We start from the raw sequence: 14,907 nt of genomic DNA on the forward strand, positions 1-14,907 counted from the left end.
CAGCGTCTCCCGGACCTCCGGAACCTCCCTGCCCTCCAGGAAGAGAACCCCACGTGATCGAAGCGGAGCCCCTGCGGCTCGGATACGGCACCAACGGCTTCGCCAACCACCGCTTGGACGATGCCCTGCGCACCATCGCCGACCTCGGATACACGGCGGTGGCACTCACCCTCGACCACGCCCACCTCGACCCGTTCGCGCCAGGCGCGGCGGCCGAGGCGGCGCGTGTCGCCCGGCTGTTGTCCGCGCTCGGCCTGCGCTGTGTGGTGGAGACGGGCGCCCGATACCTGCTCGACCCGCGACGCAAGCACCACCCCACGCTGGTGTGCGACGAGCCCGCCGCCCGGGTCGACTTCCTGCGCCGCGCGGTGCGCGTCGCGGCCGAACTCGACGCGGACTGCGTCTCGTTCTGGTCGGGCATAAGGCCCTCCGGTGTCGATGCGGCCCTGGCGTGGCAGCGTATGAAGTCGGGAGTCGGCGCGGTGCTGGCCGAGTGCGAGCGGTACAGGGTGCCGCTCGGTCTGGAGCCGGAGCCCGGCATGTTCGTCCAGCACCTCGAGCAGGCGCTGGCCCTGCGCGCGGAGCTGGGCGACCCGGATCTGCTGGGCGTCAGCCTGGACGTCGGCCACTGTGTCGCGGTCGAGTCGGTCGACGCGGCGGCTTGTGTGCGCCGCGCCGGCGGCCTGCTCGTCAACGTGCAGTTGGACGACATGCGGCCGGGAATCCATGAGCACCTCGAATTCGGCGCGGGCGAGCTGGATCTGCGCGGCACACTGGCCGCGCTGCGGGAGATCGGCTACTCCGGGATCGCCGCCGTGGAACTGCCCCGGCACAGCCATGCCGCACCGCAGGTCGCCGCACGGGCCATCGACGCGCTGCGCGCGGCCCTGGCCCCGTCGTCCCCCGCCGGCGCGAGGCGCTGAACGAACGGTGCCCCGGGGCGCGACGGGGGTGTGCGCGTCCCGGGGCACCAGCCTTGGGGCCCCTCAGGCAGCGGACCGGGCGCCGGTCCTACGGAGCGCCATGCGGGCCGGCAGCACGCTGGAGACCAGCGCCAGGGCCAGGCACAGTCCGACCGTCAGCAGCATCGTCGACCAGGGCAGGTTGAGATTGACCTGGGTGCCGAGCTGTGAGGAGAGTCCCGACCTGATGCCGAGCAGGGTGACCAGCGCGATGCCCAGTCCGAGCCCGGCGCCGATGCCCACGGAGAGCGCCGACTCGGCGGCGACGACCCGCAGCACCTGTCGCCGGGTCGCCCCCGACAGCCGCAGCACCGCGAAGTCCCCGGCCCGGTCGGCGGTGGCCATCATCAGCGTGTTGGCGATCGCGAGGCAGGTGTAGCCGAGCGACATCCCGATCAGGATGACGAGGAAGATCTGGACCAGCCGGTCGTCCTCGGCATCCGTGCGCGCCGCGTAGTCGGACGCGCTCAGTGCCTCCGCGCCGAGCGCGGGTGACACCTCGGGCCGCTGCGAGCCGGACGCGTACACGACCTGGGTGAGTGCGGAGGGGGAGTGCGCGCGCACCGCGGCTCGGGTGAGCAGCACGCTCGCCGTCGACGAGTCGTCGGTGATCTCCGCGACCACCCTGACCTTCTCCGTCCTGCCGTCCTCGAACGTGACGGGCACGGTCCGCCCGGCGGTCCAGCCGAGCCAGGCCGCGGTCGAGGACCGCACGACCATGGTGTCCTCGTCCCGCAGGCCGTCCAGGGAGCCGGACTTGACGGTCATCTTCTCCCGCGCCTTCTCGAAGGCGCCCTCGCTCACACCCATCGCCCCGATGTGGTTGGACCCGCCCACATAGAGCTCCGTGGGCAGGAGTGACGCCCCGCCGGACACCGTGGAGACCGCGGCGTCCGAGAGGCCCGGGGTGCCCTTGGGGGTGACCACGGACGTCGCGTCCTGCCGGACGGTCTCCTCCAGGGCGTAACCACTGGCCTTGATCTGGAACATGCCGGCGATCAGGACGGCGAAGCCGACCGTGACCAGCACCGGTGCCGCCGTCGACGCGGTGCGCCGGACCGCCGTGAGCGAACTCTCCCTGGCGACCATGCTGGTGGCTCCGCGCAGTCGGCCCAGCGGCCACCAGACGGCCTTGACGACCAGCGGGACGACCGCGGGGGCGAACAGCGTCAGACCCACGATCAGGGCCATCGCCGCGTACAGGGCGTTGTTGATCATCTCGTCCGAGGAGCTGCCGGCCGCGACGAGGACCAGGATCAGTCCGAACACCGTGAAGCCGATCGCGCCGATCCACCGCCCGCGCGTCATCGGCCGCTTCTCCAGCGCGGCTTCGCGCAGCGCCTCCAGCGGGGCGATCCGGGCCGCACGCCGAGACGCCGACCACACGCCGACCAGAGCGACCAACAGGCCGAGCGCGAAGGAGCCGAACAGCGGGAGTGCCTGCATGCGCACGGTGAAGCCGGCCGGCTCCAGGCCACCGTCCACCAGCAGGGAGCCGAGCACCGGGGCGAGCAGCGAGCCCAGGACCAGCCCGGTGGCCGCCGCGACCACGCCGACTCCGAGCGCCTCGCCGTACATCATGCGGCGGATCTGGCGCGGGGTGGCGCCGATGGTGCGCAGCAGACCGAACTCACGGCGCCGCTGCACGATGCTGAAGGCGAAGGTCGAGGCGACCACGAAGATGGAGACGAACGCGGTCAGTCCCGCCATGGCGATCAGGATCTGCATGCCGATCCAGCGGGTCTTCGCCGCGGTCTTGGCCTCCAGGTCCTTCAGGGAACTGCCGGAGACCACCTTGCCCTTCTCGCCCACCACCTTCTCGGCGGCGCTCGCCACCGCGGCGGCGTCCGCGCCCTTCTCGGTGACCAGGCCGATGACCCGTACACCGCCGGACAGCGGCGCGGCGACGGCCTCCGTGAGGTAGAAGGCGTCGGAGGCGACCGTGCCGGAGACCTTGTACGCGGCGGGCCCCTTGGCGGTGAGCAGCGTCACCGAGGCACCGGGGGCGAGCCCCAGGGACGTGCCCAGGACGACCTCGTCGGCCGCGCGCGGGGCGTGCCCCGCGGTCAACCGGTCCGGCGCCAGGGCGGCGCTGGCCCAGGGGTGACCCCGCAGCTCCGAGCCCGGGTCGTCCACCGGATGGCCGGCGACCACGGCCTGGGCGTAGAAGGAGCGGTCGGGCACCGCCGCGGACACGCCCGGCACCGACTTCAGCTCCGTGACCAGCTCGTCGGTGCTCTCGGGCGACCACGGCAGGTTCTCGGTGAAGGTGCCGTCCGACTGGTCGGCTCCGGGGCTCTGCACCAGTACTTCGGTGCCCGCGTAGCGCTTGGGCGCCTCGGGGCTCGCCGAGGCGAGTACCAGCGCGGTCATGCACAGGATGGTCACGCCGAGGCACAGAGCGGTGAAGGTCCCGATGAAGGACACCCAGCGCTGGCGGATGGTGGCGAGACTCAGCATGCGACAGCCTCCAGAGCGGCCATGCGGGCGGCGATCGTGTCGACGGTGCTGCGGCCGCGCAGCTCGTCCACGATCCGGCCGTCGGCGAGCAACAGCACCCGGTCCGCGTAGGCGGCGGCCGCCGGGTCGTGGGTGACCATGACCACCGTCTGCTGGTGGCGGTCGACGACGCCGCGCAGCAGCGCCAATACGTCACGGGACGTCTTGGTGTCGAGGGCGCCGGTGGGCTCGTCGGCGAAGAGCACGGCAGGGCGGGTGATCAGGGCCCGGGCGATGGCCACCCGCTGCTGTTCACCGCCGGAGAGCTCGCTGGGGCGGTGCGGGCCGCGGTGACCCAGGCCCACCTCGGTGAGGGCCGCGATCAGGTCCTTGCGGTCCGGCCTGCGCCCGGCCAGGCGCAGCGGCAGGGCGACGTTCTGCTCCGCGGTGAGCGCCGAGACGAGGTTGAAGGCCTGGAAGACGAAGCCGACGCTGTCACGCCGCAGCAGGGTGAGCGCGGTCTCGTCGAGATCGCTCAGGTCGGTGTCATCGATGATCACCTTGCCGTCGGTGACTCGGTCCAGACCGGCCGCGCAGTGCAGCAGCGTGGACTTGCCCGATCCGGAGGGACCCATCACCGCGGTGAAGGTGCCGCGGGCGAACGTGGTGGTGACATTGTCCAGCGCGGTGACGGTCTGCGTCCCCGAGCCGTACTGCTTGGTCACGGACCACAGTTGGACGGTGTCAGTCGAATTCGTCATGGTCAAAGCCAACCTTGTGCAGGTGGTCCGCCGCAGGGGCGCTGACTGGAGACCTGGGGTAGACCCAGCTGTAATTCCCGCTCACTTCTGCGCCCGGTGCCGGAAGGCGATGATGCCCGCGGTCGTGAACAGCAGCCCGTAGCCGGTCAGGGCCAGGACGCACAGCCACGGATCGACATGGGGGATGGACGGCACGAGGGCGGCCCGCATCCCCTCCGAGACGTACGTCAGCGGGTTGAGGGCGCTGATCACCTGGAACCAGCCGATCTCGTCCAGGGACACCAGCGGATACTGGGTGGCGCCCGTGAACATCAGCGGCGCCATGATGACCGCGAACATGATGCTGATCCGGTGCGGGGGGACGAGCGTGCCGACCGTGATGCCGATAGCGGCGCCGGCCCAGGAGCCCAGGGCGAGCACGGCGAGGAGCAGCGGCACACCGGACGCACGCCAGGGCGCACCGCCCAGCACCAGCGCCCCCATCGGGAAGACGCACGCCGAGGCGATGATCCCGCGCACCATGGACATGAGCAGCTTCTCGACCGCCACCATGTACACCGGCAGCGGAGCCAGCAGCCGGTCCTCCATCTCCTTGGTGACCCCGAACTCCATCACCAGGGGGTAGGCGACGCTCTGCAACGCCGTCAGGAAGGCGGCCAGCGCGGCGATGCCGGGCAGCAGCAGGTCGCCGAACTCCGGCCGTACGTAGTTCAGCGTGCCCAGCACCTTGGCGAAGATGAACAGCATGAACAGGGGGGTGAGCGCGATCTGGACCAGCAGGAGCCCGAACTCCTTGCCGGTCACGAAGGTGTCGCGCCAGAGAATGGCGAGGAACACCCGGGCAACGGACGGCCGGCGGAGCCTGGACGTCTCCAGGCTCCGCCGGCCGGCGTTGTCGGATGCTGCCGTATGTTGCGCTGTGGTCATCGCAGTCCTCTTCCGGTGAGCTCGATGAAAACGTCTTCCAGGCTTGGTTCGCCGAGGTGGACGTCGGCCAGTACGGCGGAGCGGGCGTCAAGGACGGCGACGACGGGGGCCAGCAGGGTCGCCGGTTCCTTGGCGAGGTAGAGCCGCAGCAGCACGCTGTCGGGCCGGTCCCGTGGGCCGTCCGCGATCCGCTCGCCGCGCTCGACGTCGTCCAGCGCGGTCAGCGCCGCGAGCAGTTCGTCGGCGGTGTCCATCGCGCCGAGCACCGTCGTGATCTCCATGACGGAGTGGCCGGTGACGCCGCGGGTGAGGACCTCCGGGGTGTCGAGCGCGAGCAGCCGCCCGTGGTCCACGATGCCGACCCGGTCGGACAGGTCGGCCGCCTCCTTCATGTCGTGCGTGGTCAGCACCACCGTCACGCCCCGCTCGCGCAGGGTGCGGACCCGCTCCCAGACGAACAGGCGCGCCTGCGGATCGAGGCCGGTGGTCGGTTCGTCGAGGAACAGGACCCGGGGTTCGTGCATCAACGCCCGCGCGATCATCAGGCGTTGCGCCATGCCCCCCGAGTACCAGTCGACCTTGACGTCGGCCTGCTCCGTCAGCCCGAACTCGTCGAGCAGCTCGGCGGCGCGGGCCCGGCGTCTGGCCCGGGAGAAGCCGTGGTAGGCGGCGTGGAACAGCAGGTTCTGGCGAGGCGTCAGATCCCGGTCCAGATTGCTGCCCTGGGGCACGACGGCCAACTGCGCCCGTGCCGTCACCGGATCACGGCGCACGTCGACACCCGCCACCCGCACGGTGCCGCTGGTGGCCCGGACCCGGGTGGTGAGCACTCCCACGGTGGTGGTCTTGCCCGCCCCGTTCGGGCCCAGGAGCCCGAACACCTCGCCGGGCGACACGGTGAACGACAGTCCGTCCACGGCCTTCACGTCCCGGCGGGGATAGCGCTTGACCAACTGGTGCACCTCGACGGCTGTGGTCACTGGCTGTCCCCTTCGGACGGGTCGGCGGCGGACCACGACCGGTACTGACGCAGTCCGTAGAGCAGCGGGCGGGGAGCGGCGGGCTGGTGCCTCTCGATCCGGAGCACCTCGCCGAAGACCACCATGTGGTCGCCGACGGAGACGGTCCGGTCCACCCGGCAGTCCGCGACCGCGTGGGCGTCGTCGACCAGATGGGGACCGCCCAGACCGTCGCCGCCCCGCCAGGCGACCTGGTCGAAGCGGTCCGGGTCGCCCGAGGAGAACAGTTCGGCGGCCGGCCGGCCGTGCTGGTGCAGCAGGTTCACCGCGAAGGCGGAACACTGCTGCAGCGCGGTCAGGGTCGGGCTGCCGTGGCGCAGGCTGACCAGCAGCGTGGGCGGGTCGGTGGTGATGCTGGTGACCGAGGAACACGTCATGCCCCAGGGGCGGCCGTCCGGCCCGACGGTGGTCACCACGGCGACGCCCGTCGGAAAGGTCGACATCAGGGCACGGAAGTCCGGGGCTGCGGGGGGCGCCGTCCCGGACGCCTGGGGGGAATCGAGCAGAGGTTCTGTCATGGCGGAGCCATCTCCTTCTTCCGCGGGACCGCCGGGCCACTGCCGCGTGCGGCTCTGGCCTCGACGAGGGCGTACACGGGGCCGGTCATCGCCGTGGTCACGAGCGTCATCACCACCAGGGCGAGGAAGAGGTCGGCGGTGACGATCCCCGCGCTGAGCCCGGCCTGGAGCACCACGAGTTCGGTCAGGCCCCGGGTGTTGAGCAGCACGCCCAGGCGTAATCCGTCCCAGTGCGACTCCCCGCCGAGCCGGGCGCCCGCGTACGTGCCCGAGAGCTTGCCGAAGACAGCCAACAAGACGGCCATGGCCATCGCGGCCCACGGCAGCCCGTCGAACTCCCGGGTGAACACCGTCAGTCCCGTCGTCACGAAGAAGACCGGCACCAGCGTGCGGCCGCTTCCCGAGACGGTGCGCACGGCACGGGACCACGCCCCGTCCGGGCCGTCGGCCGGGACGGCGACGCCGATCAGCAGCGCCCCGAGGATGTCCGGCAGCTCCCAGTGGCGCAGGGCGGCTCCGGCGCCGGCCGCGAGCACAGCGAGGCCGGCGACCGTCGCGCGCGGGCGGGCGGCCGCCAGCCGGGAGGCCGGCCCGCCGCCCAGTGCCATGCGCAACGCCACGAACGCGGCGGCCGCGACGGACATCACCAAAATCAGCAGGGGAACGTCCTTCGAGCCGTCGGAGGCCAGCGCCACGGCGACGGCGAGCAGGATCCACGCGACCGCGTCGATCACCACCGCCGAGGCCATCGCCAGCCGTCCGACCACGCTGTCCAGCACCCCACGCGCCACGAGGATGCGGGCGAGGACGGGGACGGCCGTGACGGAGAGCCCCACGGCGAGCAGCAGGAACAGCGCCGGTGCCGGAGCGTCGCCGCGCAGGGCCGGTTCGTCGTCCGCCAGTACCCACAGGGCGAGGAGACCGCCGCAGGCCAGCGGGACGAGCAGCGCCCCCGCGGTCGTCGTGACGATCGAGCGGCCCCTGACCGCCGGGGACGGGCTTCTGAGCTCGTGGCCCACCCCGACCAGGAACAGGGCGAGTCCGGCGTGCCCGACGTGGTCGAGCCAGGTGTGGACGTCGGCGGGCACCAGCACGTCCGCGGTGCCCGCGCCACCGAGCCGCAGCAGCAGCGGCCCGGCGATCATGCCCAGGGCGATCTCGGCGACCACGGCGGGCTGACGGGCCCGCCGCGCGAGCAGCTGCGCGAGCCGCGCACCGGCCAGCACCACGAGCACGGCCAGGGTGACATGGCCGGTGAGGGCCGGCCAATGCGGAAGGCTCATCGGACCCTGGTGCTGCGCTGCTCCGGGGGCAACCCATGCAGGTGTGCGAAGTACTCGTACTGCGAGGGAAGCCGACTGACGAGCTGTTCGGCCTGGTCGCGCACGAGCTGCAGCTCCTTCGTGGCGGCACTGTCGTCGAACAACGCCAGGGTCGGCGGCGCCTGAACCGGCACCCCACCGAGTCCGAGCAGCATCGCGGTGTACGAGTACGGCTCGAAGCCGTGGTAGTACGGGAAGACCGACTCGGTGTCCGGGAGCTTGGCCTGCCACTGCTCGATGCGCTCGGCAAGGCCGTCGGGCAGCGGGCGGGTCTTGGTGTCCTTCCAGTACTGGTTGTCGTCCCGGGCAGCCGCGTAGTAGTGCAGCACCAGGAACTCCCGCACGCCGTCCATGACATGGCCGACCTGGCGGTTGTAGGAGTGGCGCAGTGTGCTCCAGTCGGCCTCGCCCGCGCCCGGGAAGTGCTTGACCAGCTGCTCGATGGCGTTCTGGATGAAGAAGATGCCGGTGGATTCCAGCGGCTCCACAAAGCCGCTGGACAGGCCCACCGCGACGCAGTTGTTCACCCAGGAGCGCTCGCTGCGCCCGATGCGCATCCTGATGTGGTTGGCCTCCAGGTCCGCGGCCTCCGGCCCGACGAACTCGCGCAGGGTGCGCTCGGCCTCCTCGGGCGTGGTGTAGTCACTCGCGTACACGTAACCGGTGCCGATGCGACCGAACAACGGGATGGTCCAGATCCAGCCGGCGTCCTGGGCGGTGGCCGTGGTGCACGGGCGCAGGCCCCGCTCGGCCATGTCCACGGGGACCCGCAGCGCCACCGCGCTGTCGTTGGGCAGCGTGTCCTGGTACGACTGGAACGGCTCGCTCAGCGCCTGGTTGAGCAGCATTCCGCGGAAGCCGGTGCAGTCGACGAACAGGTCGCCGTGCAGCTCCCCGTGCTCCTTGGTCACCACATGGCTGATCCAGCCGCGTTCGTCGAGGCAGACATCGAGGACGTCGTCGAGCACGTGCCGCACCCCGCGGTCCGTGGAGTACTTGGTGAGGTACTTGGCGAGCAGCGTGGCGTCGAAGTGGTACGCGTACGGGAACTGCGTGCTCTGCTCGGTGAGCGTCGTACGGAAGGTGCGGCCGTCGCCGCCGTCCTCTGCGAAGTCCTGCTCGAACAGGGCGCCGTCGAGGTAGCGGGGCGAGCTCTTGGCGTCGCACAGCGAGGCGATCAGGAAGCAGTCCTTGTCGAAGCGGTCACCCGGCTTGGTGTGCAGCCACCAGTCGGTGAGCGGGAAGCCGTCCACCACGCGCAGCCGCTCGAAGGGGTGGTAGAAGTGCTTCCCCTTCTCTCGCCAGTTCTCGAAGCGGATCGCCAGCTTGTACGTGGCCTGGCACTCCGGCATCCACTCGCGCTCATCGAGGCCGAGGTAGTCGAAGAAGTGCCGGACCGTGCTGAACGTTGCCTCGCCGACGCCGATCGACGATACGTTCTTGGATTCCACGAGGGTGACGTCGACGCGGTCGCCGAAAGCGGCCCGCAGATATGAAGCAGTCATCCAGCCGGCGGTTCCGCCGCCTACTACGACTACGCTCTTAGCCATCTTCCATCCTCTGTCTCGGCTTGCCGCTGCGAATCGAGAATGTGGAGCCATTGAATTTCCGTGGCGGTATATTCAGGCAGCGATTTCTGAATCACTGGCCGCCTCTGAGCTGCGCGAATGTCCAGCTCGGGAAGACTTGAAGCAGGCTATCAGGGCACCGACGGCAAGGTCACTATGGTTAAGCGGGCACCTAAAGACGCAGATCGCCCGAGGCGTCGCAGAGTAATAAGGAGGCCGCTGGAATCAGTTGCTTGACGGGCTGCGAGAAGCGGTATAGCTTCACCGGGTCGATGTCCGAGATGAATTCGGAAAGACCGCCGGTCGTGGTCCTGTGACGTGAATTATCGCAACGGAGGAAACGGCGTATCGTGATCAGCCTCAGTGAGATATCGAACGCAGTGGAAGCGATACGCCGTCATGTCCGGGAAAGGCCCGGCCAGGACGCCGTCATCCAGGTCCGCGACGCGGACAGCGGTGAGGCCCTGCACCACTCCTACGCGGAGTTCGACGCCGAGGCCCGCCGCATCGCCGCCGAACTGCAGCACCGGTATCCATCCGGGTCCCGCATCCTGCTGCTGTACCCGCCGGTGGAGTTCATCACCGCGTTCGTCGGCTGCCTCTACGCCGGGATGGTGGCCGTACCGGCGCCGCTGCCCGGTTCCTTCGGCCATGAGCGCCGGCGGCTGCGGGGCATCGCGACGGACGCAGAGGTGACGGCCGTCCTCACGGACGCGGCGAACCGGTCGGCCGTCGCCGACTGGCTGAACGGTGAACAGCTGCCCCCGCTGGACCTGCTGGCCACAGACGCGGGGGAGTGGGCCGACCCCGACAACTGGCGGGAGCCGGCCCAGGACCACGACACGATCGCCCTGCTCCAGTACACCTCGGGCTCGACCGGTGACCCCAAAGGGGTCATGGTCAGCCACGGCAACCTGCTCGCCAACGCCTCGGCCCTGTACCGCGCGCTGGACATCGACGAGCACACCCGCTTCGGCGGCTGGGCCCCGCACTACCACGACATGGGCCTGATGGCGCAGACCCTGCCCGCGCTCTTCCTGGGCAGCACCTGCGCACTGCTCAGCCCGATCACCTTCATCAAGCGCCCCTACCAGTGGCTGCGCATGATTGACCGCTATGACATCGGCTGGTCGGCGGCGCCCGACTTCGCCTACGAGCTGTGCTGCCGCCGGGTGAGCGACGAGCAGATCGCCCGGCTCGACCTGTCCCGCTGGACCCATGCGGTCAACGGTTCGGAACCGGTGCACGCCGCGACCGTGGCCCGGTTCGTGAAGCGGTTCTCCTCCGCGGGACTGAACCCCGAGGCGCCGTCGCCCTGTTACGGGCTGGCCGAGGCCACCGTCTTCGTCTCGGGAGCGGCTCACCGGGAGCCCGCCGTCGCCCGCGTCGACACAGAACTCCTGGCCCGGCACGAGTTCCGCGAGGTGCCCTTCCCCACCCAGAGCAGGGAGCTGCTCGGCAACGGCCGGGCCCCCGACTTCGATGTCCGGGTCGTCGACCCCGGAACCCGCCAGGTGCTGCCCGCCGGGCGGGTGGGCGAGATCTGGCTGCGCGGCGACAGCGTGGCCCGCGGTTACTGGCGCAACGAGTCCGCCACCCGCGCGACCTTCGCGGCACGCACCGCCGACGGCGACGCCGGCTATCTGCGCACCGGGGACCTCGGCATCGTCCGGGACGGCGAACTCTTCGTGACGGGCCGCCTGAAGGAGACCCTCATCCTGCGCGGCCGCAATCTCTACCCGCAGGACATCGAGCACGAGCTGCGGACCCGGCATGCCGAACTCGGCTCCGTGGGAGCGGTGTTCACCGCTCCGCTGCCGGCCCGGGCGGACGGCGAGGAGGAGACCGAGGAGGCCCTCGTGATCACCCACGAGGTGGCCGGCCGACCGGACGCCGCCGCACTGCGGGCGCTGGCCGCCGGGATCCGCCGGACGGTCGTCGAGGAGTTCGGCGTGCGCGTCGGGGGCGTGCTGCTGCTCCGCCGCGGCCAGGTGCGGCGCACCACCAGCGGCAAGATCCAGCGCGCGGAGATGCGCCGGCTCTGCCTCGCCGGAGAACTGCGGCCCGAGTACGCCGACTGACAGGGACGGCATCCGCTGTCCCTCGCACCACTCCCCATTCCCTGTGATCCCTGCCCGTTGGACCGGGCTGTGGAGAGGAGCTGGCCCGACATGACCATGCCCGAAAGCGTTCAGGACGCTCGTCTTCCGCGATCCGCGGACGCGCTGCGGCAGTGGGTCGTGGTGCGCGTGGCCGAGCAGGCCCGGCTGCCGCGGTCGGAGGTCCTGCCGGACGTGCCGCTGGCCGAGTACGGGCTGGACTCGCTGTACGCGGTGACCCTCGCCGCGGACCTGGAGGACGGGCTCGGCATCGCGCTGGAGCCGACCGTGGCACTGGAGCACCAGACGATCGGCGAACTCGTCGACTTCGTACTGGGCGAACTCGAGAAGGGGCGGGCCGAAGGTGTTTGAGGTGCGTGAGGCGGGCCGAACCGCAACCGCCGCCCAGCTCGGTGTCTGGGTGGCCCAGCAACTGCAGCCCGGACAGCCGCTCTACAACTGCGGCGTGTGCTTCGACCTCGACGGTCCCGTCGACGCCGCCGCCCTGCGCAGCGCGGTCAGCCGGACGTCCGTCGAGGCCGAGACCGTCCGGATGCGCTTCACCGAGGACGCCGACGGCCTGTGGCAGACCCCCACGGACGACGAACTGCCCTTCCACACCGTCGACCTGCGGCACGAGGACGACCCGGCGGGCGCCGCCGAGAGCTGGATGGGCGCCGACCTGGAAACGCCTGCGGACCCCTCCCGCGACCCGCTGGCCGTGCATGCCCTGCTCCGCACGGCGGACGACCGGTACACCTTCTACCTCCGCTATCACCACATCGTGCTGGACGGCTGGGGGCAGACCCTGTACTGCCGGCGCGTCGCGGAGCTCTACACGGCCTTGACGGAGGACCGGACGCCCGCACCGACCCCCTTCGGCGCGCTGGACGACGTCCTGCGGGCCGAGGCCGCGTACCGCGAGTCCGCCGCCTACGCCCGCGACCGCGCCCACCACCTGGGGGAGTTCGCGGACCGGCCCGACCCCACCAGCCCGACCGGGCGCTCCGCCCCGGCGGCGCACGGTGCCCTGCGCAGCACCGTCTGGCTCGACGAACGGCGTGTGACGGCCGTACGGGAGGCCGCACGCCGCGCGCGTACGCGCTGGCCGGTCGTCGTCATCGCCGCCATGGCCGCCTACCTGCACCGGCTGACCTCGCAGGAGGACATCCTGCTGGGCCTGCCGGTCGCCGCCCGTAGCGGCCGGGCCGCCCTGACGACCCCGGCCATGCTCTCCAACGAGGTGACGCTGCGCGTTCCCGTCCGGCCGGAGACCTCCTTCACCCGACTGCTCGACGAGGTCGCGCCCCGCGTGCTGACGGCCGTAGCGCACCAGAACTACCGGGGCGAGGAACTCCACGGCGAGCTGGGCCGCTCCGGCTCCACCGGGCTCGGCGGCCCCGTCGTGAACGCCGTGACCTTCGACCAGTCGGTGCGCTTCGGTGACCGCCGGGCGGTGGCGCGCCAGCTGTCCACCGGCCGTGTCAAGGACCTGTCGGTGCACGTGTACGCCACCGCCGACACGGCCGGCGGTATGCGTGTCGACTTTGACGCCAACCCCGCGCTGTACACGGAGGCCGACCTCGACGGTCACCGCGACCGGTTCCTCGGCTTCCTGGACCGGCTGCTCACCCACACCGACCAGCCCCTCGGGCGCACGGAACTCCTCCAGCCCGAAGAGCGCCGACGCCTGCTCACCGACTGGAACGGCCGGACGGTCGAGGTCCCCTCCGATCCGCTGCCCCGCCTCTTCACCGAACAGGCGGCGCTCACTCCGGACGAGCCCGCGGTCGAGTGCGAGGGCACCGTGCTCTCGTACGCCGAGCTCGACGCGCGCTCCGACAGGCTGGCCCGCACCCTCGTCGCCCGCGGTGCCCGTCCCGAAACGCTCGTCGCCCTCGCCCTGCCCCGCGGCACCGACCTCGTGGTGGCGCTGCTCGCGGTGCTGAAGTCCGGGGCCGCCTATGTGCCCCTGGACCCGGACCATCCCGAGGCGCGCATCGCCGCCGTCTTGGAAGAGGCCCGGCCCGTTCTGCTCCTCACGGACAGCGGTGTCGCGCCCCGGCTGCCCCGCACGCCGACCGAGCGGATCCTGCTCGACGAACCGATCACCGATGGCACACCCGAGGGCCCCCACGACGGTGCACCGGCCGTGACGGTCCTGCCGCACCATCCGGCGTACGTCATCTACACCTCCGGCTCGACCGGCCGCCCCAAGGGCGTCGTGGTCGAACACCGGGCGCTCACGGACTACGTCCTGCGGGCCCGCGAGGAGTACCCCGCGGCCGCCGGAACCTCGCTGCTGCACTCTCCCGTCACCTTCGACCTCACGGTGACCGCGCTCTACACGCCGTTGATCAGCGGAGGCTGCGTACGCATCGCGGAGCTCACCGAGGAGGCCCTGCTCGGCACCGGGCGGCCGTCCTTCATGAAGGTGACGCCCAGCCATCTGGAGATGCTGCTCGCGCTGCCCGACGAGGCCTCTCCCGACAGCTGCCTCGTCCTGGGCGGCGAGGCGCTCTTCGGCCCGGCGCTCGAGCGCTGGCGGGCTCGCCACCCGGACGCCGTGGTCTACAACGCATACGGCCCGACCGAGGCGACCGTCAACTGCCTCGACCACCGCATCCCGCCTGGCGCCCCCGTGCCCGACGGCGCCGTGCCGGTGGGTCGTCCCTTCCGCAACACGCGGGTGTTCGTGCTGGATGGTGCGTTGCGGCCGGTTCCGGTGGGTGTGGCGGGTGAGNTGCCTCGTCCTGGGCGGCGAGGCGCTCTTCGGCCCGGCGCTCGAGCGCTGGCGGGCTCGCCACCCGGACGCCGTGGTCTACAACGCATACGGCCCGACCGAGGCGACCGTCAACTGCCTCGACCACCGCATCCCGCCTGGCGCCCCCGTGCCCGACGGCGCCGTGCCGGTGGGTCGTCCCTTCCGCAACACGCGGGTGTTCGTGCTGGATGGTGCGTTGCGGCCGGTTCCGGTGGGTGTGGCGGGTGAGTTGTACGTCGCGGGTGCGGGGTTGGCGCGTGGGTATCTGCGGCGGCCGGCGTTGACGGCGGAGCGGTTTGTGGCGGATCCGTTCGGGGGTGCGGGTGAGCGGATGTATCGCACGGGTGATGTGGTGCGGTGGTCTGCCGGTGGGGTGTTGGAGTTTGTGGGCCGGGTCGACGATCAGGTGAAGGTGCGGGGTTTCCGTGTCGAGCTGGGTGAGGTCGAGGCGGTGCTGGCGGCGCATGAGGCGGTCGCGCAGGGTGTGGTGGTGGTGCGGGAGGACCGGCCGGGGGATCGGCGGTTGGT

General features: G+C 71.2%; 11 protein-coding genes and 1 pseudogene. 5 read left to right on the forward strand and 7 right to left on the reverse strand.

Features of this window, described 5'->3' with window-relative positions; genetic code table 11:
* Positions 1–53: 53 nt before the first annotated feature.
* Positions 54–923 (forward strand): sugar phosphate isomerase/epimerase, encoded by an 870-nt coding sequence (locus BFN33_RS45610; RefSeq protein ID WP_256123051.1) that lies wholly within the window; start codon positions 54–56, stop codon positions 921–923.
* Positions 924–986: 63 nt separating this feature from the next.
* Here the strand turns inward: BFN33_RS45610 and BFN33_RS45615 are convergent, their stop codons facing one another.
* The 7 genes from BFN33_RS45615 to BFN33_RS45645 form a co-directional block, all read right to left on the reverse strand.
* Positions 987–3,422 carry an FtsX-like permease family protein gene (locus tag BFN33_RS45615; protein WP_069766128.1) on the reverse strand — a complete coding sequence of 812 codons (2,436 nt, stop codon included), beginning with the start codon at positions 3,420–3,422 and terminating at the stop codon, positions 987–989.
* The gene (locus BFN33_RS45620; RefSeq protein ID WP_069766129.1) at positions 3,416–4,162 is read right to left on the reverse strand and encodes an ABC transporter ATP-binding protein; all 747 of its coding nucleotides are present in this window, start codon (positions 4,160–4,162) and stop codon (positions 3,416–3,418) included. Before BFN33_RS45620 ends, BFN33_RS45615 begins: the two co-directional genes overlap by 7 nt.
* Before the next feature lie 81 nt (positions 4,163–4,243).
* Positions 4,244–5,089: an ABC transporter permease gene (locus tag BFN33_RS45625; protein ID WP_079141371.1), complete on the reverse strand. Its 846-nt coding sequence runs from the start codon at positions 5,087–5,089 to the stop codon at positions 4,244–4,246.
* The gene (locus BFN33_RS45630; RefSeq protein WP_069766130.1) at positions 5,086–6,069 is read right to left on the reverse strand and encodes an ABC transporter ATP-binding protein; all 984 of its coding nucleotides are present in this window, start codon (positions 6,067–6,069) and stop codon (positions 5,086–5,088) included. The genes BFN33_RS45625 and BFN33_RS45630 overlap by 4 nt, the downstream gene beginning before the upstream one ends.
* The gene (locus tag BFN33_RS45635; RefSeq protein ID WP_069766131.1) at positions 6,066–6,626 is read right to left on the reverse strand and encodes a flavin reductase family protein; all 561 of its coding nucleotides are present in this window, start codon (positions 6,624–6,626) and stop codon (positions 6,066–6,068) included. The genes BFN33_RS45630 and BFN33_RS45635 overlap by 4 nt, the downstream gene beginning before the upstream one ends.
* A complete protein-coding gene (locus BFN33_RS45640; protein WP_069766132.1) occupies positions 6,623–7,909 on the reverse strand; it encodes a cation:proton antiporter in 1,287 nt (428 codons plus the stop codon). Before BFN33_RS45640 ends, BFN33_RS45635 begins: the two co-directional genes overlap by 4 nt.
* A complete protein-coding gene (locus tag BFN33_RS45645; RefSeq protein WP_079141372.1) occupies positions 7,906–9,498 on the reverse strand; it encodes a tryptophan halogenase family protein in 1,593 nt (530 codons plus the stop codon). Before BFN33_RS45645 ends, BFN33_RS45640 begins: the two co-directional genes overlap by 4 nt.
* 368 nt (positions 9,499–9,866) lie before the next feature.
* On the opposite strand from BFN33_RS45645, the gene BFN33_RS45650 reads away from it, so the two are divergent.
* From BFN33_RS45650 to BFN33_RS53750, 4 genes and pseudogenes are all read left to right on the forward strand, one after another.
* Positions 9,867–11,597, forward strand: a complete 1,731-nt coding sequence (locus BFN33_RS45650; RefSeq protein ID WP_256123052.1) for a fatty acyl-AMP ligase — start codon at positions 9,867–9,869, stop codon at positions 11,595–11,597.
* A gap of 90 nt (positions 11,598–11,687) precedes the next feature.
* Positions 11,688–11,987 carry an acyl carrier protein gene (locus BFN33_RS45655; protein WP_079141373.1) on the forward strand — a complete coding sequence of 100 codons (300 nt, stop codon included), beginning with the start codon at positions 11,688–11,690 and terminating at the stop codon, positions 11,985–11,987.
* A 1-nt stretch (position 11,988) separates the two neighbouring features.
* Positions 11,989–14,358 (forward strand): AMP-binding protein (locus tag BFN33_RS45660; RefSeq protein WP_218109081.1); only part of this gene is annotated, 2,370 nt, incomplete at its 3' end.
* Between the two features lies 1 nt (position 14,359).
* Positions 14,360–14,907 (forward strand): annotated as a pseudogene (locus BFN33_RS53750) (AMP-binding protein); the annotation flags it as partial.

This window comes from Streptomyces sp. LUP47B, assembly GCF_001746295.1.
Lineage (GTDB): Bacteria > Actinomycetota > Actinomycetes > Streptomycetales > Streptomycetaceae > Streptomyces.